Source organism: Sphingobacteriaceae bacterium GW460-11-11-14-LB5 (genome assembly GCA_002151545.1).
In the GTDB taxonomy this organism is placed as follows: Bacteria; Bacteroidota; Bacteroidia; order Sphingobacteriales; family Sphingobacteriaceae; genus Pedobacter.
On record CP021237.1, the window covers coordinates 1,076,245 to 1,095,807 of the forward strand.

Consider the following 19,563-nt stretch of genomic DNA (forward strand, 5'->3'; position numbering starts at 1 on the left):
TTGTCTCTGCCGGATTTTATACCAATCTGGCAGAAATGACTTTCTTTATGGATTACTTAAATTTGTACTATGAAAAAACAGCCCGTCATATTCAGTTCGTTATCACAATTGCATAAGGCAATGGGTCAAGCTGCTCCATCGCATCCGCTCATCAGTGTAATGAATTATGGAGATGCAAAGTTTGATCCAAGGGATTTTGAACAGGGTATTATATTAGACTTTTACAAGATATCATTTAAGACAAGCTTTTCCGGAGCGCTGAAATATGGTCTGGGATATTATGATTTTGAATCAGGTGGAATGTCATTCATAGCCCCCGGACAGCTATTGAAAATGCAGGACGAAGAAGCAGATTATAGTGGGATGACACTTCACATCCATCCCGATTTCATTCGACATTATTCGTTAAATACGCAGATCAAACAATATGGTTTTTTCGGATACTCAGCAGCCGAGGCTCTTTATCTTTCCGAGAAGGAAAAAGCAACCATTCTGAGTATTTACAGATTTATTCAGGAGGAGCTGAGCGAACGCATTGATAAATTCAGTCAGGATGTAATCATTTCACAAATTGAACTTTTGCTCAATTACGCCAACCGCTTTTATGACCGGCAGTTCCTGACCAGGAAGGCTGTAACCCATGACTTGCTTGCCAGATTAGAACAGCAATTGGAAGACTATTTCAAAGGAGAGGGTTCTTTGATTAAAGGACTTCCTGCCGTAAATGCGGTAGCCGAAAATCTAAATGTAACACCAAGATATTTGAGTGATCTGCTGCGAAATCTGGTCGGATTAAATACCCAACAGTTTATCCATGAAAAGGTGATTGAAAAAGCCAAGGAATATCTTGCAAAAGATGAATTTAGCATAGCTGAGATTGCTTATCATTTAGGCTTTGAACACCCTCAGTCATTCAATAAGTTATTTAAAAGCAAGACTTCTTTTTCCCCTTCAGAATACAAAAAGAGTTTATTGAACTAAATTGTGATTCAGTTCTAGGTGAACATTAAGCCAGCTTTACGTAAAGTACATTCCGCATTTAAACCAAACCCACGTATATAACAAAAAGAAAAAATGGACATACAAACTTTTATCACGGAATGGATTACAGCCAGTAACATGTTCGATGCGGAGAAATATCTAAGTTTTTATTTATTTGATGCTATTCTAGACGATCCATCGGTAGGTAGAAAATTTCAAGGGCATAAAGAGATTCGGAAATATTTTGACGACTATTTTATAGGGTACAACACACATACAGACCAAGTAGAACTGACAATAATAGATCAGCAAAATGCACATTTGGTAGTGCAATTTTCTGGTGATTTTCCAGAAGGTAAAATTGGAGGGACGTTTGAATTTAAATTTAAAAATGACAAGATCTCTTCTGTCAATGCGAACTTAATTCACTAAATAAATTTATAGCAATGAGTAAAGAAAATTTTGACGAGATTATTCGTAGGTCTCTGGAAATAAGAAAAAAGTATCATGAACTGGAGGTGCTGCATCATGGAAGCGAGTGGACTGTGGAAGAAGATGCGTTGGCTTATTTGACTGATGCTGGGTTAGTGGGGCGCAACATTATGTCGGAACAGCAACGCTGGCCGAAAGCCGGTTCGGAGGCTGAATTGCAACATAAACTAGGCGAAAATATTTGGTGGTTGATTGTTTTAGCTGAAAGGTCTGGGATTGATATAAGAGATGCGGTTGATAAATTTTTGAACAAAATGGATGTTGCTTTAAAGTAGAAGCCCAGGAGAACCACTATAGTGTGGTTTTAGTTGGTTTGGAATCATCGGCAAATGAATGGATGTGATATACTATTAATGACATTTGCCAAATTTTTCGTTCTATTATAATCTGGTCAAGGTGTGGTAATCGAAAATTATTTTGTATTTCGATGTCTGCTCAAATGAATTTTTTTATTCCAAGTCCTCAATTATAGATCTATAAGCAATAAAAAGCGATTTAAATGTTCAAAGTATTCCTGCTGATCGGTACGACTTAAAATTTAAATCCTTAACATAATGATTGTTAAGGATTTTTTGTTTCCGCACCTTTTAAGTCAGCATTGGCATATTTTGCATCATATTTTGATAAAATAACGGAAAATTCACTTTTAATTTTTTATGATATTTACCGAAGCTAAAAAGCTGGGTTACATTGACCTATTTTAGAAAAGAATAAACCACTTTAAATCACGACAGCTTCATCGCAAAAGAAAACAATTTTAACAGATGAAAAAATATCTATTGCTCTTATTAATCGCCATTTCGTCAACAGGTTTAATGGCACAAAAAAACACTGATGTCCCTTTCCAATTACAGGGAACGGTTAATTTACCTGATTACGATTCTGCCAATCGGGCGATTTATTTTACCTTCCAAAGAAATGGCAAAGAGGTCTTAGACAGTGCAATAATTAAAGGCAATAAATTCAGTTTTAAAGGTCTGGCTGATATCGATATTAAAGCTTCTTTACAATTTACTAAGCCAAATACTTCACCAAATGCAGCCGCTGATCCTAATTCGTTGAGCCTGTATCTTTCCAAAGGATTGGTAAATGTTAGTGCAAAAGGTTATTTGCGTAAATCCATAATTAGTGGGTCTGCCGTAAATAATGATTACATGATCTTTAAAAAGCCATACTTAAAGTTAGATACTTCATTGCGTTTACTGGGTTGGAAAAAAAGACGGGTAAAAGCCGAAGATACCATTGGTAGAAAAAATGTTGATGAGGAGATCGATAGTGTGAAAAACCTGAAACTTGCGCAATTGTCAGAATTTTTATCAATAAATATCACCAAACCTTATGCTGCCGAAGCTTTGTTAATGTATGTAAGCACTGATGGTTCTGCTTTCAACATCAATAAAGCACAACAATTTTTCGATCGGCTACCGGCCAAACAAAAAAGCGCCGCATTAGGTAGAGAGATCACCACAGCCTTAGCTAAGTTAACAGAGAAGCTGGCAACCATCAATGTGTTAACAAATGTTGATTTTTATGATGGTTATGCACAAAAGGTAGGCCATCCGGTTCCTAAAGGAGTAACACGCATCAATAATGCGGAGTATTTGCGTCAGCTTAGTTCAGCCGAAATCGATAAGATTGGTAAAACATTAAAAATAAAGGTGAGCATAAAATCAGGCTGCGATAACTATGATAGAATTGGCCATGTCACCCTGGTTCTTATGCCAAAAGGTGAACAATTTAATGCAGAAAAAGGTGAGCAATTTGAACTTTTAAGGATCATGACACCGTTTATGTACCGTACCCGCCAACCCGACCATATTCCTTACGAAGCACAAATAGACCAAATGGTTAGTACGATAAAACAAGCCGGAAAGGATGTTTATTTATTAACCGAGGTATTTGGTACAACTGGTGCCGGACAAAGGGAAGTAATTGGTTGCGATGGTTCATTACTAACTTTTAATGTGTCGGTAGATTTAATCAGCGATAAAGTGAAGGATTTGCCTGCACAAAAAGGAATTTCATTGTTGAGTTATTACAGTTTAGACGGCAAGGATAAAGCCGCGGGAAAAAACAGTAAACAAGTAAGCTTCGAATTGCCTGACAACAATAAAGCAACAGTTCTTTATGTTATTTCATCAGGACATGGAGCTGCCGAAGGGGGAGAAGAATACAACTGGAGAGAACATGTTGTAGATCTGGACGGTAAAGAATATACCCGCATAGAGATGAGCCAAAATTGTGCACCATTTGAGATGTATAATACGCAGCCTAATGGTATTTATTTCGGCGACATTAGCAAAGAACGTCGCTCGTGGTGCCCAGGCGGCCCTGTACCCACACGTATTATCAACCTGGGTCCATTGGCAAAAGGAAAACATACTTTGAAAATATCAATCCCCGAGGCCGAATTTGAAAAAACAGATAGTAAATATTATGTATCGGCCTATTTGGTGACGCAATAAACTGATATCAGTAAAATACAAAGCCTTTCCCACTAATATGGGAGAGGCTTTTCTGATTTTTTAATCATGATAAAGCGTTTCAACATTAATTGAATAAGAGAGATTTTGTTTAGAGTCGTTGCAAGGCTTGTTTTACGGTGTCCTTGTTGGGCTTAGAAATGGGTATTTTTTCTCCTGATGTTAAGAGTAAAATACCACCATCTTCTTTTAACCAGCTTTTTACATACTTTGGATTTACTAAATGGCTTTGGTGCGTTCTTAAAAATCCGTTAGGACGCAATAAATCTGCATATTCTTTTAGTGATTTAGAAACTAATATTTTTTCATCACCCGAAAGGAAAAAGTGGGTATAAGTATTGTCTGCCTCACAACGTATAATTTCTGATAAAGTAACATACCTGATTTCGCCTTGCATCTGTAGGGCAATTTTGCTCACATTCGTTTCTGGCTTTTTGAGTTGTTGTAGTAAAAAATCGAGTTGTAGATTTGGTATTGGCTTGGTCAATTTAGCTTCAGCTTTACTTACCGCATTTATCAATTCTTCAATATCAATGGGTTTTAAAAGATAATCTAAGGCGGCAAATTTTACAGCCTGTATGCCATATTGATCGTAAGCAGTTACAAAAATAACTTCGAAATCACGTGCTGGTAGTAGTTTTAATACCTCAAAACCGATTTGCTCGCCCATTTGAATATCCAGGAACACTAAATGAGGCAGATGTTTTTCAATAGCAGTAACGGCATCACTTACATTTTGCGCTGTAGCCATTATGCTTACCTGCGGACAATGCTTTTCTAGCAATGCCTGCAGGTTTTCTAAGTTGGAAATTTCGTCGTCTATTAAAATTGCCCTCATCATACTATAGCCAATCGGTCAGTGTTAAACTTATTTCAGTGCCCTTAGCGGTTGATTGTGTGGCTAAAATAAAGCGATTTTCTTTATAAATACTATTTAAGAGTTTTATTCTACTATCGCTCAATTGAAGACCCAGGCCATTGTTCTTTTTTTCTATGTTAAATCCATTTCCATTGTCGGCAACAGTTAGCACTAAATCATTCGCTTGTTTAGTAAATGTGATCATAATTTTTCCATCTGTGCCCTTTTTCGATATACCATGCTTCACCGCATTTTCTACAAAAGGTTGTAGCAGCATACTTGGTATTTCTACGTTCTCTAAAGCTAAATTATCGGAGTAGTAAATTTCGTATTTAAAGCCAAAGCGCAATTGCTCCATTTGTAGATAATCGTCTAGCAGCGTTTTTTCCTGCGATAAACTAATCAGTTCTTTATCATCAAGTACGTTACGCGTTAACCGGGCAAATTTAGAAAGGTATTTATTGGCATTGTCTATTTCGTTTTTGTTCATTAAATTTTGAATGCCCGAGAGTGCATTAAACAGAAAATGAGGGTTTAATTGGGAACGAATGGAGTTAAGCTGAAGCTTTGCCGTGTTTTTTTGCTGCTCATTTTCGGCCAGCTTTTTTTTGTTTCTTTTTTTGATAGCGTGAAGTATAAGTAAAAAATTTAAACCGATAATAAATGCTGCAATTAACGCATAGCTATAAAGCTCTTTTTTGGTATAGTTTTCTTCATCTAAAGTGATAGCAAGCATATATCTGGCCGTATATTTTTCGATTTCTTTTGGCGGCATGTTATATCGAATAAATGCTGATGGCTGAATAATAATTTCGTAATCTCCCGATTTTTTGAAAATGTTTTTATCGATCTTTAGGTTAGGTAAAAAGTCATGTTCTTCAATTAAGCCACCATATTGCCAGGAAGTTGATTCGAAAATGATTTTATTCGTTTTTTTGTCTTTTATTGAGGTATAGTATAGATAATCAATATCCGATTTGTCTTTTACAATTTGTAATTCCAGGTCATTTTTAGCAAAAGTAAAATTTGTTCTTTCTTTTGGGTCGGTTATCCAGCTGTATTTAAAACCCTTTTCATCTTTTGTAAGCTTAGAAAAACCTTTGATTTTTGCTTTGGGAATAGACTTTCCATAAAAAACAGATTTGTCAATATCCAGAGGTTTTTCGATACTATAAATTAATGTTGTAATCGTTTTGCCTTTTATATGGAAAATGCCAAGTGTTGTTGAACTGAATACTTCTTCATCACCTCCGGCATGGGTATCTTTCAGTTGTGCCATGTCGATCGGCTTATTTACCACGATTGGTTTATTATCTTCCAAAATGGTGTACCGATAGTGCTGTATATTAATATTCTTTCTAAAATTAATCGAGATACTTAAATTGTTTACTTCAGGTAAATAATTAAAAGACGTATGAGGTTGATTGGGGAATACATTGTCATAGTAGACTTTTTTGACTGAACTATCTACACAAATGAGTAGTTTTCCCCCGCCAGGGTAAGTGCGGTTAAAGTTGATGCCTTTTTGTGCATTTACGGTAGATAGCGCAATAAAGAAGCTGAGCAATATGAGGGTTATCTTTTTCATATGGTTAAGTTTAATTTTCATCAAACTTGTCGCAATAATAGCAAAACTAAAACCATAAAACAGGAAAGGTAGTGTTTCAAATAGCAGGGATATGGTTTTGCGCAGTATTTGAATATTTCTAAAGAGTGTATACCGTGATTAAAGGTGAAAAAGTATATCGTTAAGGATATCATGGAACTCAGCCGTCAGGAGTCTGAAGATCATGGTGTACGAGTGACTATCAGGCACGGTCCTGGTCAGCTCTTAAGGGGCTTGGTCAGTATATTTTCGATCATTCCTGTCAGTTTAAAATATGTATAAGATATTGTGAAGCATAAGAATAATTCATAAGTTTAAATGTTATTTCTTTAAGGTATGAAGCGCTTATTTTTATTCTTTTTCTTATTTACGGCGACGCTGTTAAGTGCATGCAAACAAAGTGAATCTGAGGTGAAAACCAATCCGGTTAATAGCGAAGATACACTGGTAATTGCTACCGAAGATATTTTGACCGCTGATATTTTAACAAAAGAGCAGCAGGCAAAACTTAATCCGATAGACGTGCTTAACAGGTTAAAAAAAGGCAACCTCGATTTTACAAAAGATAATCTAACCATACGTAATACTACTGAAAGAGTAAGGAAAGCATCTCTTGGACAATACCCCAAAGCCGTTATACTTTCCTGCCTAGATTCGAGAGTGCCGGTAGAAGATGTATTTCACAGTGGCATAGGCAACCTTTTTGTGGTTAGGGTAGCTGGAAATATCATCAATGATGATGTTCTGGGGAGTATGGAATATGCCTGTAAGGTTTCAGGTGCAAAACTTGTGCTTGTTTTGGGACACGAATATTGCGGCGCAATTAAGTCTGCTATAGATGGTGTTAAGCTTGGGAATATCACCACATTACTTCAAAAAATTAACCCGGCGGTTAATGCTGCGAAAGCTTCATTTCACGGTAACGCTGTTTCTTCAAATCCTGCTTTTGTAGAAGCCGTTTGCGATGAGAACGTAAAATGGGCTATTCAGGAGATTCTGAGTAAAAGCCCGATATTAAAAGAAATGGAATCAAAAGGCGAAATCATGATTAAAGGAGGTGTTTATAACATGAATTCGGGTAAGGTCGAAATATTTGAGTCAGGTAAATAGTATTTTACTCAAGCCGCCTGTTCAGAATAATTACTCCTGTTTTTTGTAATTGTAAGGCACATAACCCTGCCATTTCCAGGGTATGCAGGTTTCGCCGAGTATGGTTTCTAAAAGTTCCTGATATATCTTTTCACCATTTTCGCTATTGGTCGTAATAATGACCGAAATCCCTTTGTCTATAAAATTAATATTGTAATTTTTCCAGGCCCCGCCATTTCCCTCTTTAAAAAATGCTTTTCCATATTTACAATTGAACAAACCCCAACCTAGTCCATAAGATAAGTGTATGGCATCATTTTCGGTTGTTGTTTCAGTACTAACGGGCGGGAACTGTGTTTTGGAATGGATCGTGATCTGTGGAGAAAACATTTCATGATACATTTTTTTACTTAAACCTTTTTGCTGCATCACATTTTCTATAAATTTTGCATAGTCAGCAATGCTTGTGACCATTGATCCTCCTGAAACTGGTTCGGTACGCTTCCTTTTCGAATCTATATCACCATTATCCATATGCCCCACCGCTACATTATCATCACCAAATGAATCGTGCCATATGTATCCGGTACGCGCCATACCCAGTGGTTTAAATATTTTTTCCTGAGCCAACTCGTCTATATTTTTTCCGCATATTTCTTCTACCGTTAGCTGTAAAAGTTTAAACCCCTCACCAGAGTAAGCATATTTGCTTCCCGGATCAAAATAAATTTTAATCACACCGAGCGAATCAAATAAGGGAGCTGCTTCTGTGGGATTAAACCATCTTACATTCGGCAGGCCTGAGGTGTGGCTCAGGCACATTCTTGCCGTAATTAATTTCCAACGGTCATCATTTTTTAAATCAGAGAAATATTCATAATCTGGCACTGGCTTTTTCAGGTATTTATAAAGCGGTTTATCCAGGTCAATCGCTTTTTCCTCCACCAATTTCATCATTAAGTATCCAAAAACAGCTTTACTCAAAGATGCTCCATATACAATTGTCGCGGTATCTAACATGGTGTGCTGCGGTTTGTTTCTAAAACCATAAGATTTAACGAATACCGTTTTATTGTGGTTTAGTATAGCCAGATTTAACCCCTGAACATTCGCTGCATCCATCAGCCTTTTTACCGTAGTGTTAATCTCTGCAACTGATACCGTGCTTCCATCCAATCTTTTAATATCATCGACCTGATTGAATTTAATAATTGGAATAAAAAAAGAAAATAAGCAAGTGCGCATTTTAAAGTCATAGCGTTGATTTTTAAGATAATGCTTAAACGGTTGGTGGTGATCATTTTATTATCCAAAAATCTGTAAAAACGCTAATGGCTACAACGACACTTATACGTCAGTTACCCGACATTTGAGCGGTTTCTTAAAAGACGGATGCTGAGTGGGTAAAAAGAGGAAACATTTTTGACTGCTCTTATGGTGTTGAGTATAGAAAATATGATTCCGATAAGGTAGCATAAAATCAATAGCGGATAACCAACAGGCATGTAGAAAATGAGTAACGGAATGCTGATACAACCTAATAATGAAATCGTAATCTGAAAATTGATGACCTTCCTGCCTTCCATATCATAGCAGTCACTTTCTGTTCTGTATATTAACCAAAATACAACAGGCAAAATGAGATTGGCGAAAGGAATTAAAATACCCAATAGTGGAATGATATGAATCAGGGGTAATAGTTTGGGCGTGATGCCATCTTGTTCTGAAGGCAATTCTTCATTTTGATAAATTTCATCGGTATGAATACTTAATGCTGCAGCAATAAGCTTTAATGTATGCATGTGGGGCAACACCTGACCTGATTCTATGCGCTGAATAGTACGCACGGTAACACCCGACAGTTCGGATAATGTTTCCTGAGTAAGCCCTTTGCTTTTTCTTAGGCCTGCAAGATTACATTTACTTGTTTTGTCCGGCACCATACTACATACTAGTGATTATAATTTTAAATCGTAAAGTCGAAAAATCAAATTTCTTATTCTGCGCTTCCCACTTTAAAGACTGTTATCAAATATAGAAAAGATCTGTATAAATGGTATGGTATCGTGCTGAGGATCAACACGACATATCACTACCAAAATTTGGTTATATCGCGCAACCGTGATGATATTAATTATTAAATGAAAATATTTTTTTAAATTCAATAGCGAAATATGTGTCAGAATTATGATATGTATGAAAGCCAGCAATAAAATTCAAACAGCTATATGAAAAATCATTTAACCAATTGCCTTATTGTGGTGTGTTTAACTTTTGCTAATGGTTATGCACAAAAGAAAACACTGCCTTTAAATAGTTATAAATGGTTTCCTTTTATGTGGCATGCTGCTAAAATATCAGGGAAACAGTTCGATAAGGTTGCGATTCTGGTTCCTGCAAAAATTGATCGTATACCTGCCGGTTTTATTTTGCAGTTCGATTTGGGAAGTGATGCAACCTCTGTTTATGGCAATACGCTAAGCAGTTATTACACGCCACAAGAATATGATGCTTTTATTGTTAAAAGTGCCAAATATACTTCTGATGCGGGCCATACCAGTTATGATACCAAAGGGTTGCAGCTTAAATTTGGTGCTTTTAGCGTTAATAATATATTGCTTAAAGATAAATATGGTGATGAGATTCCTAAAGATTCTTTGTACACTAAAAGCCCAAAAATTTTAGGAACACTGGGTGCTGATGCATTTAAGGATAAAATATTGGTTATCGATTATTCAAAACAGCGGATGTGTGTGTTAGATGAAATGGATGATTTTTTAAAAAAGAAAACAACTTTTGTGGAAACAAGATACCAAAAAGGAAGGTTGCATATTCCGTTTACAATAAAAAATAACACTTACTGGCTGTTATTTGATACCGGTGCCAGCCTGTTTCCGATAAACACCAATAAAAATATTTGGACTCAACTGGTAGGGGAATCCATTTCAAAAGATACTATTGAAGCAAATTCCTGGGGCGAAAAAGTAAAGTTTTATGCGGCCACATCAAAGAAGATGTTTATTTGGGTCGAAAGAAACTTAAGAAAAATGAAGCATGGTATAACGAAAACAAAAGACTGATGGAATTTAATAAAGTAGAAAAAATCGACGGGCTTACAGGCAACGCTTATTTTCTTGACGAAATTGTTGTTTTGGACTTTAAAAACAACAAATTTGGGATTATGAATAAATAATCAGCTATTTCAAATGACAAAGGCTTAAACCCAAAAGACTTAAGCCAATAAAAAGAGAGAATAATTATAGCCCTTTAAATGAATATATATCCTTTTAATCCGCAATAAGTACTTTGGCATTATTACTTACGGTCAGTTTTGCAGCGAAAATATAGGCACTATCTTTCCTTTCGGCTGCCGTTTGCGAAATTACATTCCGGCTTCTTTTTACCTTTCCCTTAAAAATTTGCTTGCCTTTATAGGTTACAACCACCTTTTTATCCAGATCTAACATCTTATCGTTTAGGTACAAGTAAAGTTCGCCGGCAAAATTATCTTTAATATTTATCGTATTACCCACGTAGGAAACCTGAATGGTTTTGGGCGAATTTTCTGCAGTTTTAATGGTTTTGGCATCAGTTTCTGAGATACCCAGCCAATAAAAAAAACGCTGGACATGAGATGAATTTTGCTCCCATACAATAGTGTTTGCATAAGGTTGTCTTTTAAAGCCGCTGATAAAAGGAATCGCGATTTTATCTTCCATTTTCATCCAGTGGGGTTTATCGGCAAAAATATTGACCATGTGTTTGTATCCTGATGGATCTTCTGTTTGTAATTTGTTTAATTTCTGCTTCCATTCTGCTGCAAGTTCATTTCTTTTGTAAGCATCATCCTTTCCGCCCATGTTTAAGGCAAAACCTATGTTTCGAAGATTTGCCGGGGTGGTTTCGCCAGGGTGCCCTGCACTCATAGCTGCTGCTGCCCAATGATCGGCCATGTAGGTGGCCAGTCTGAATATCCCATCCCCACCTGCAGAATAGCCCATAACATAAACCTTATCGGGGTTTACATCGGCAAATAGGGTAGCCGCCCGTATGGCTTGTTCCAGTAAAACGTAAACCTCATCCTGAAACCACATATTCCAGCTATCAGTCGGTGCCCTTGGTACAATAACCACACCTTCCTTAATATTGTACATGTTGGGCTGATCGCTTGTCATAAATACCTGGTTATTCCACTGCCCGTCATTTACTGCAGCAGTTGTGCCGCCACCACCATGTAGGGAGATATACAGGCTTCTTCCATCGGCTGGTTTTTCGCCATAGGTATTGGTTTTGAATTTTAGTTTTTTGCCATTGTAACTAAATTCTTTATTATCCCATGAGGGTTTCAAGGCCGTTTTATCTTTTTCTTTTTCCTGATTGTCGGTATCGCTTATGTAACTATTGGCCTCGTTAAGTGTTAAACCTTTTTTATGGGCTGTTACAGGTGAAATGCTATGCTCATGTACAATTGAATCTGTTTTTGAACCAGGTATAAAGCTGGTTAACAGGATAGAAATCGGAAGTAAAAAAAAGAGTTTCATCGCATTAATTTATTTTGTCCTCTGCTTAAAATAGAGGGATGGTTAAGGTTGATTTTGAATTGCCGTAATTCCTGGTAAATATAATAAAGCCCGGTCAAGATTTACCTGATCGGACTGTATGTTTTTGAGACAACGTTTACGTACAAGTTACATCTCATCAGATCGGCATATTTTGCATCATATTTAGATAAAATAACTGAGGTTTCACTTTTGATTTTTTTATCATATTTGCCGAAGCCATAAAAAAAAATGCCTGGATAGCTTATTAAAAAAAGGTGAGTAAAAACCACTTAAATATGATCGAATTCAATATCCGTTTGCGCATGTAATGTGTTTAGTATTAAAATAAAATTGAGGAATAGAAAAATAATTTTTTTCATAATGTTAAGTTTTAATTTTCATCAAACTTGGAGCAATAATAGCAAAACTAAAACCATAAAACAGGAAAGATAGTGTTTGAAATAGTGGCGGTATGGTTTTGCGCAGTATTTGAATTTGGAGAAAAATAAACCAACACAATTTCTCTTTTATAAACTCACTTTTTTCTTTAAAATGCCCTAACTTCTTAGCGAAAATAAATTTGAAGAGAACTTAAAAATTAGTTTCAAATTCGAAATATTTATTTCTATATTGCCCGTGGATTTAAAAAATACCTTGCTTTTTCTGAATAAGAAAATGGTGATGTTTCGTCATCGATGAACTAATATTTGACACTCGGCACTACCTGCAATCTTTATGGGGAGAACACGTACTATACGTACGGTTTCGGTTCCATACTCCGCGAGTTTAACCGTACGTATAGTACATGTTCTCTGGAGTTGATTGATATAGTCCTATGAAAATACGAAGGATTTTAAATTCGAGCCCTGTTTTATAAAAAAGACAGGGCTTTTTAACTAAATCAAGCTCCAAATGGCAGAAAAACTTAGCCGACAACAAATCTACGATCGTATTCGCGCTACCTCTAAGGAAAGTTATATTCTTGAAGAAATGCAACGTCTTGGTTTTTGGGAATCTTCTGATACACCAAGTTTATCAGAAGTTTTAATTAAACGAGAACTTGTTGCAAACCAAGAGCTGGGCAATCTTTTGGCTCAGGATCGTAAATACCAGAATCAAGAGGCCATGCTGAAAGAAATGCGGAAAGCCCGCATGAAATTGGCAAAGGAGAAACGAGAAACAACCAAGCAAAAAAACAAACAAAAGAAAGAAGATAAGGCCGGAAACTGGAAGAATATTCAGCAACAGCAAATTATTTATTTAGGTGAGGGGGTTTCGGGCGGCTTAAACCAAACGGAATCTGATATTGAAACTTTGCAGAAGTTTAATCTGCCGGTTTTTAATCAAATTATTGATTTTGCATCGGCCATTGGTGTAGATTTATCTACTTTACGATACTTACTCTATCAAAGAAAAGTTTCTCGGATAAATCATTACCACACTTTCGAAATTCCGAAAAAAACAGGTGGAAAAAGGTTAATATCGGCACCAAAATCGAGGTTAAAAGCTTTGCAACTATGGGTATTGGAGAACGTTTTAAACCGCATCGAAATTAATGACCATGTTCATGGTTTCATCAAAGAACGCTCCATAATCAGTAATGCGCAACCACACCTCGAAAAAGACATCGTTATTAATGTCGATCTAAAGGATTTCTTTCCAAGTATTAGTTACAAACGCGTTAAAGGTTTGTTCAATAAATTGGGGTACTCAGAGCAACTTTCTACGGTGTTTGGACTAATCTGTACCAGTGCTGAAACTGAATATGTTGAAATGGATGGCGTATCTTATTACGTACAGAAAGGGGATCGTATTTTACCGCAAGGTTCTCCTGCTAGTCCGGCAATTAGCAATTTAATAGCTTTTAAACTAGATAAGAAAATTCATGGATTAGCATCAAAATTCAATTTTACTTATACCCGATACGCTGATGATTTAAGTTTTTCCTTATCAAAAGAAAACGAAAAAAATATAGCCAGTTTGTTGTTCTTTCTTAAGAAAATAATTGAAGCTGAAGGTTTTACCATGCACCCTGCGAAAACGCATATCATGCGAAAAGGCAATTTGCAAAAGGTTACTGGCATTGTTGTAAACGAAAAATTAAATGTTCAGCGAGATCAACTGCGCAAATTTAGGGCGCTTTTGCACAATATAGAATCACATGGCTGGAAAGATCAAAAATGGGGTAATGCTAAAAATCTGATTAATGCTGTTGAGGGTTACATCAATTTTGTAAAAATGGTAAATAAGATTAAGGCTGCAGCGTTTAAAATCCAGCTCGAAAATATTGTTGCTAAACACGGTTATCCGGTTATCAGGGAAGAGGTTGTTGAAGTTAAAATAGAAACCATTGTGGCAGAAATGGTACCTGAAGTTAAATTAGAAACGCCCATAAAGCCATCAAATGATGCCAAACAGTACGATTGGTGGAATATTCTTTAAATGTTTTGCATATGAAACTCATTAAACAAAGTAAATTATTTTTTAAAGAAGGGAAATCTGATAAGGTATATGAGATTGATCTTTGCGAGCTTTCTGCAAACGAATTCTTAGTGAATTTTAGATACGGTAGGAGAGGAAGTACACTCAAAGAAGGAACCAAAACAACTGCTGCATTGCCTTTGGATATTGCTGAAGTGCTTTTTGCAGAATTGGAAAATGAAAAACGCAAAAAAGGTTATCAAACTGAAACGGAAGTATTTATGGAACTCCCTTCCTTAGATGCCGTCGAACCTGATACTTTAAATGGTACAATTTTGCAGCGCTTGCAAGATGCTGTAGTTGGTAGAAACAGTTTCAGTACTGAGTGGAAAACCAGTCGAATAATTTGGAAGGCCGGCATGTTAAATTTAAAGGAGGCCATTCCTTTTATTATCAAGCTGGCAACAAGAGGCAATGAAATGCAAACTTATACAGCCCTATATGCTTTAACTAAATTAAATGCAGCTGCAGCCGAGCCGCTGTTTGCGGCTTTAGCCAATAACGTTAAGCAAAAAAGTCATATCGTGAACCTGGCTTTTGAGGGGCTTTTAACAATTGCTAATGAGGCTGAACAGCAAAAAATTAGCAATCAGTTATTAGAAAAGCTACCTGCAGAAATAAGATATGCTGTAGAAATAAACGATTTAGATTTACTTAAGGCTACTTTAGATCAAAATATAAAAGACAAAGAGGTAGATTATTTTACCACACTTTATTTATTAGGCAAAGTGCAATCAACGTTGTTGCCTATCCTTAATAATGTATTGAAAACTTGTCCATACAAACCGCCGTTTTTTAAACATTTGAGGGCAATTTACAAGCTGGCGCAATTAAGAAACGATGTAGCTACTTTAGCTATTTTATTTTATGGTTTCGAGAAACAACCCGCCATGTTCAGGCGAACATATTCGCTTGATTCTAATTACAGACAATATTTAACTGCTATTGACCAAACAGTTAGGGTAGGTGCAGAACTTAAAAATAAAGATAGTAAACTGGCATTTTCGCAATACACCAAAACCTATTTTCAGAAAAATGCTGTCGAATTTCTTAAAAGTGCCGGAGCAACCAAAGATGCTTCAGTATATTTAAAACTTGCCGTAAATACTTTATTGCAGTATACGGAAAATGATTATTCTATTGCCGAAGAAAAGCCATTAAATGAATATGGTCGCTATAATTATAAGACGAAACAATATTCCTATTTAATTGTAAATTATCCCGAATGTTCGGAGTCGTTACTGCTTTCTACCATCCTTTTTGGGAATGATTCGAAGCGCCAGTTGCAATCTAATTTAAGGTTTATAATCGACAGCAGGACAGTAACCAGCCCTGATTACTATTACAATGCGGCAAATGTTCGAGCGGTAGCTTCCAGATCAAATACAGGTTTTAATAGTGACAGTGGAGTTTCAGTAATTGATACAGCTAAGAATATTTTTAAAAGTTTATTTGGTAAGAAAAATGTAACACCACCACTACCTCTGCCAGTGGTTGAACAAGATATTACGCCAAAAACAGATTTAAACAGTTCGATCCGTTTGGAGCTGTATCCTGAACTTTGGGATGCTATGCCCCAAGCTTACATACAGTTGTTAATGCAGGCTGAAATGAACAGAATTCATCTTTTTGCCTACGAAAGGTTGACAGCTCATCCACAATATGACGAGATTATTCAGCGTTTTGATGAACGTTCGATTTTGCAATTGCTAAATAGTAAGTTCGATTTGCCGAATCAGTTCGGTTTTGAAATACTGAAAAACGAAGAAAGCAAACTTGCTGAAAACCCTGTCTTTGTTGCCAAAATATTGGCTTGCAATAGTAGAAATGCCAGGGTGTGGGCGCAAGAACTGGTTGGTGAAAATATTGAATTGTATTTTAATGATCTTGAATTTTTAATGATCGTGTTATTCAATACACAAGAGGAAAGCAAAAACTGGATCAATGAAACCTTACAAAAATGCCGTTTCTCTGAGGATAGGGTACAGGCTATTTTGGGTAAAGCCATTACCGATCTACTTCATTTTGAAAATACGGATGAAAACAATCTTCAGGCTAAAAATGCTATTGATCGTTTAGGTTTGTTTGCTGAAACGCAAATGGAAAAATTGAGTTGGAATATTGTAGAGCAGTTAATTTCATCAGTATTAAATGCTAATAAAATTTTGGCGACGAAAATATTGCTGAATAAGGTTAAGAGGGTTTCTCCAACGGAAATTCCAATCTCTTTAACAAAAATGTTATTGCTTAGTGAATTCCCTGAAGTTCGTGGTGGTGGCATTGAGTTATTAAATCAATACCCTGATCATTTTATCGTTGAAAATATCCAATTATTAATCAACCTAATTGATAGTAGCGATAAGAAAGTTTTGGATGCCATATTTAAAATAGTCGAGAAAAAATTAGCTGGTCAATCTGAAGTTGGAAATGTTATTGTATCGCATTTTGCTTATGCTTTAATGCGTAAAGAGAAGTTTGAAGGGGCACACGCGAGCTTAAGCGAGTTTCTACTGCAAAATCTAAAACAATATTGGAGCAGTGGCTTACAACCAAAAGAGCTTACAAAACTGATTCATGCACAATACAGAATTAGTCAGTTGGCCGGGTATGAAATTTTGAAAAATTATAGTAACCCAGGTCGTTTTTCTTTACGACAAATTATTTCTTTTGGTAGCCATGAAATTCTTGCCATCCGCCAGTGGGCATGGAATTATTTCAAGCAACATGTATCAAGAATTCGAGAGGAAAGAAATCAATCACTTTATCTGTTAGATTCGAAATGGGATGATACCAGGGCTTATGCTTTTCATTTTTTTAGAACGGAGTTTACAGAAGGAGATTGGGATCCGGATACTTTAATTGGTATTGTAGATTCGATTAGGCCAGATGTTGAAAGTTTTGGCAAGGAAATGATCACCCGGTTTTTTAATGTAGATCATGCTGTGGATTATTTAACAAAATTAAGCGAGCACCCAAGTGTAAATGTTCAGGCTTTTGTGAGTAGTTACTTATCCATGTACGCTAAAGATAAGCCTGCTTTACTACAAGAGTTAACGTTTTATTTCCGTTCGGCGCTTACCCGTGTTAACAAAGGTAGGGTTGCCAAGGACCGTATTTTTAATTTCCTCTATCAGGAATCGATTAAGAGCATGGAAACTGCAGCTTGGGCTATAAGCATTTTAGATGATGTCTCAGCACAATCTACCATTCAGGATAAAGCTGTTTGCATCGATATTTTAACAAAAATTAAAACACAATATCCTGTTTTGGATATGCACCTCATAATCAAAAACGAAGCGCATGTTATTCAATTATAAATACAGTGGAAATACTTCCATCAGTAATGATGCGAACAAAACAGCAATGAGTTTTGTACCTGATGCAATGCGTGATCCAACTTTTTTTGTTGGGAAATTAAATAAAAAAATTGCGTTTCGAGAAGCAATATCTGCATTACATGATGTAGTTGTTTCTGACCTTCGTTATAAACCAAAAGATAAAGCAGCATATAAAGCTTGGGCCGAAGAACAGGAAAAAATTTGGTTAGGCGAATACATGGCTGGATTCCAGATTGAGCAGGTAAGAAATCGCATCGAAGAAATTAGAAATGATTTAAAGCAGATTTATCGCGAAAAAGATCGGGTACTCGGGCCATTTAACAAAGCAAAAAATAGGTACTTCGATTACTTGTATAAAAATGATCGTGATGCATGGGTGGTTCTTGATCCGGTGATTACGGTTCATCCTGATGAATTGTTTTTCGAATGTTTTAGTCAAGATGAATCTTCGTATGGTAAGTTAAGTTGTAACTACAATGTATTTACAGAAGTTAATGAATTTAAATGCGGTACAACTAACATCGATTATTCTGCAGAATTATACGGTGAATTTCAAAAAATAAGAGGTTATAAGGATACATCTTTTAAAATTGATCCTTCAGGATTTGAGGCGAAAACCACCAACGAAGAGGTTTATAAAGAAGTTAAAATAGATTTACCAGATTCGTGGCTGAGGGGCTTTTTGCAGGTGAGCGCAGCAATGACTTTGCCGGCAACTTCATTTGAATTACATCCAATGGATGTCTTTAGCCTTTGTCAATATTTACGTCGTTTTAAAGAAACTGCTGGCCCGCGGGCTTTGCGGTTTATTTTAGAGCCCGGTAAACCAGTACGTTTGGTTATTGAACCATGGTATGAAACCTTAACTTTCCATCGCTCTATTTACACCGGTTCCGAGGAGAAAACAATCAGAATTTGGGGTAGAAGAAGATTGATAATTTTAGAACGTTTAATCCCCATTACCAAAAGTTTTAAAGTGGTTTTATTGGGTTCGGGTTTGCCTTCTTTTTTTATGGCTGATTTAGGCGATATGACTTTTACACTTGGATTGTCAGGCTGGACAGATAACGACTGGAGCAGGGCTGGTAATTTCGACTTAATGGCACCTCGTGGTCATGTAGATATACTAACCAAACAACAGATTTTTACCGCTTTAAAAGAAACTTGGTTTGCATCTGCAGCAGAAATAACAACAAAAACCGGACTAAGCGCCGCTGTGGTTTCATCAGCATTAACAGCGTACACGCAGGCGGGGCGTGTAATTTATGATCTGAAACTGGGTGTTTATCGTGTAAGAGAGCTAAGCCAGGAACCGCTAGATTTTAATGCTCTACGTTTTGGTAGCGAACAAGAAAAAATTGCGAACGAATTTATAGCGAAAGACCATGTGAAAATTGTTACCAAAATAGAAAATGATGTACTTGAAATAAAAGGTAAAGTGAAAACTAAAAGTGAAACTTTTAGTACAGTGGCTTTGATTGATAAAGATCAGCGTTTAATAGAAGGGACTTGCCAATGCGCTTTTTATCTGAGCAATAAACTTAAAAAAGGGCCTTGCGAACACATTTTGGCAACAAGAATGATGTTGCAACACCATGCGCTTAAAGTTGCCGCTAATTAACAAATAAATTTTACTTGAGGGTATTTCAACAAGCTATCAATGGAACATTTCTAAAATCGGGTATCATTCCCG

At 36.3% G+C, this 19,563-nt stretch carries 15 protein-coding genes; 9 read left to right on the forward strand and 6 right to left on the reverse strand.

Translation table 11 applies throughout. From position 1 onward, the window contains the following. Positions 1 to 69: 69 nt before the first annotated feature. The 4 genes from CA265_04505 (at position 70) to CA265_04520 (ending at position 3,938) form a co-directional block, all read left to right on the forward strand. Complete coding sequence (locus CA265_04505) at positions 70 to 981, forward strand: AraC family transcriptional regulator (GenBank protein ARS38976.1); 912 nt, start codon at positions 70 to 72, stop codon at positions 979 to 981. 93 nt (positions 982 to 1,074) lie between these two features. Further along, on the forward strand, positions 1,075 to 1,413 hold the full coding sequence (locus CA265_04510) for a hypothetical protein (GenBank protein ARS38977.1): 339 nt from the start codon (positions 1,075 to 1,077) through the stop codon (positions 1,411 to 1,413). A gap of 14 nt (positions 1,414 to 1,427) precedes the next feature. Continuing rightward, on the forward strand, positions 1,428 to 1,748 hold the full coding sequence (locus CA265_04515; protein ARS38978.1) for a MazG-like protein: 321 nt from the start codon (positions 1,428 to 1,430) through the stop codon (positions 1,746 to 1,748). Positions 1,749 to 2,237: 489 nt separating this feature from the next. Next, entirely contained in the window at positions 2,238 to 3,938 is a 1,701-nt protein-coding gene (locus CA265_04520; GenBank protein ID ARS38979.1) for a hypothetical protein, read from the forward strand. 109 nt (positions 3,939 to 4,047) lie between these two features. Here the strand turns inward: CA265_04520 and CA265_04525 are convergent, their stop codons facing one another. After that, positions 4,048 to 4,794, reverse strand: coding sequence for a DNA-binding response regulator (locus tag CA265_04525; GenBank protein ARS42886.1), 747 nt, complete (start codon positions 4,792 to 4,794; stop codon positions 4,048 to 4,050). 4 nt (positions 4,795 to 4,798) lie between these two features. Then, positions 4,799 to 6,403 carry a sensor histidine kinase gene (locus tag CA265_04530; GenBank protein ARS42887.1) on the reverse strand — a complete coding sequence of 535 codons (1,605 nt, stop codon included), beginning with the start codon at positions 6,401 to 6,403 and terminating at the stop codon, positions 4,799 to 4,801. A gap of 354 nt (positions 6,404 to 6,757) precedes the next feature. Between CA265_04530 and CA265_04535 the strand changes: the two genes are divergently transcribed. Beyond that, the gene (locus CA265_04535; protein ARS38980.1) at positions 6,758 to 7,531 is read left to right on the forward strand and encodes a carbonic anhydrase; all 774 of its coding nucleotides are present in this window, start codon (positions 6,758 to 6,760) and stop codon (positions 7,529 to 7,531) included. Between the two features lie 30 nt (positions 7,532 to 7,561). Here CA265_04535 and CA265_04540 read toward each other — a convergent pair whose 3' ends face one another. Both CA265_04540 and CA265_04545 read right to left on the reverse strand, forming a co-directional pair. After that, on the reverse strand, positions 7,562 to 8,755 hold the full coding sequence (locus CA265_04540; protein ARS38981.1) for a serine hydrolase: 1,194 nt from the start codon (positions 8,753 to 8,755) through the stop codon (positions 7,562 to 7,564). A 113-nt stretch (positions 8,756 to 8,868) separates the two neighbouring features. After that, positions 8,869 to 9,453 carry a hypothetical protein gene (locus CA265_04545; protein ARS38982.1) on the reverse strand — a complete coding sequence of 195 codons (585 nt, stop codon included), beginning with the start codon at positions 9,451 to 9,453 and terminating at the stop codon, positions 8,869 to 8,871. Positions 9,454 to 9,738: 285 nt separating this feature from the next. Here CA265_04545 and CA265_04550 point away from each other — a divergent pair, with 285 nt between their 5' ends. Continuing rightward, positions 9,739 to 10,590 (forward strand): hypothetical protein, encoded by an 852-nt coding sequence (locus CA265_04550; GenBank protein ID ARS38983.1) that lies wholly within the window; start codon positions 9,739 to 9,741, stop codon positions 10,588 to 10,590. Between the two features lie 207 nt (positions 10,591 to 10,797). Here the strand turns inward: CA265_04550 and CA265_04555 are convergent, their stop codons facing one another. Both CA265_04555 and CA265_04560 read right to left on the reverse strand, forming a co-directional pair. Then, positions 10,798 to 12,051, reverse strand: a complete 1,254-nt coding sequence (locus CA265_04555; GenBank protein ID ARS38984.1) for a hypothetical protein — start codon at positions 12,049 to 12,051, stop codon at positions 10,798 to 10,800. 101 nt (positions 12,052 to 12,152) lie between these two features. Then, positions 12,153 to 12,341 (reverse strand): hypothetical protein, encoded by a 189-nt coding sequence (locus CA265_04560; protein ARS38985.1) that lies wholly within the window; start codon positions 12,339 to 12,341, stop codon positions 12,153 to 12,155. A gap of 622 nt (positions 12,342 to 12,963) precedes the next feature. Here CA265_04560 and CA265_04565 point away from each other — a divergent pair. The 3 genes from CA265_04565 to CA265_04575 are packed head-to-tail and all read left to right on the forward strand — an operon-like array spanning position 12,964 to position 19,491. Next, complete coding sequence (locus tag CA265_04565) at positions 12,964 to 14,493, forward strand: hypothetical protein (GenBank protein ARS38986.1); 1,530 nt, start codon at positions 12,964 to 12,966, stop codon at positions 14,491 to 14,493. Positions 14,494 to 14,504: 11 nt separating this feature from the next. Then, positions 14,505 to 17,849, forward strand: coding sequence for a hypothetical protein (locus CA265_04570; GenBank protein ID ARS38987.1), 3,345 nt, complete (start codon positions 14,505 to 14,507; stop codon positions 17,847 to 17,849). Continuing rightward, positions 17,833 to 19,491 carry a hypothetical protein gene (locus CA265_04575; GenBank protein ID ARS38988.1) on the forward strand — a complete coding sequence of 553 codons (1,659 nt, stop codon included), beginning with the start codon at positions 17,833 to 17,835 and terminating at the stop codon, positions 19,489 to 19,491. Before CA265_04570 ends, CA265_04575 begins: the two co-directional genes overlap by 17 nt. Positions 19,492 to 19,563: the final 72 nt, after the last annotated feature.

Excerpts from the sequence above, each read along its gene's own strand:
- CA265_04530 (ARS42887.1), bottom strand. The coding sequence starts at position 6,403 with ATGAAAAAGATAACCCTCATATTGCTCAGCTTCTTTATTGCGCTATCT.
- CA265_04575 (ARS38988.1), top strand. The coding sequence starts at position 17,833 with ATGTTATTCAATTATAAATACAGTGGAAATACTTCCATCAGTAATGAT.
- CA265_04515 (ARS38978.1), top strand. The coding sequence starts at position 1,428 with ATGAGTAAAGAAAATTTTGACGAGATTATTCGTAGGTCTCTGGAAATA.
- CA265_04525 (ARS42886.1), bottom strand. The coding sequence starts at position 4,794 with ATGAGGGCAATTTTAATAGACGACGAAATTTCCAACTTAGAAAACCTG.
- CA265_04505 (ARS38976.1), top strand. The coding sequence starts at position 70 with ATGAAAAAACAGCCCGTCATATTCAGTTCGTTATCACAATTGCATAAG.
- CA265_04510 (ARS38977.1), top strand. The coding sequence starts at position 1,075 with ATGGACATACAAACTTTTATCACGGAATGGATTACAGCCAGTAACATG.
- CA265_04520 (ARS38979.1), top strand. The coding sequence starts at position 2,238 with ATGAAAAAATATCTATTGCTCTTATTAATCGCCATTTCGTCAACAGGT.
- CA265_04555 (ARS38984.1), bottom strand. The coding sequence starts at position 12,051 with ATGAAACTCTTTTTTTTACTTCCGATTTCTATCCTGTTAACCAGCTTT.
- CA265_04535 (ARS38980.1), top strand. The coding sequence starts at position 6,758 with ATGAAGCGCTTATTTTTATTCTTTTTCTTATTTACGGCGACGCTGTTA.
- CA265_04565 (ARS38986.1), top strand. The coding sequence starts at position 12,964 with ATGGCAGAAAAACTTAGCCGACAACAAATCTACGATCGTATTCGCGCT.
- CA265_04540 (ARS38981.1), bottom strand. The coding sequence starts at position 8,755 with ATGCGCACTTGCTTATTTTCTTTTTTTATTCCAATTATTAAATTCAAT.
- CA265_04570 (ARS38987.1), top strand. The coding sequence starts at position 14,505 with ATGAAACTCATTAAACAAAGTAAATTATTTTTTAAAGAAGGGAAATCT.
- CA265_04550 (ARS38983.1), top strand. The coding sequence starts at position 9,739 with ATGAAAAATCATTTAACCAATTGCCTTATTGTGGTGTGTTTAACTTTT.
- CA265_04545 (ARS38982.1), bottom strand. The coding sequence starts at position 9,453 with ATGGTGCCGGACAAAACAAGTAAATGTAATCTTGCAGGCCTAAGAAAA.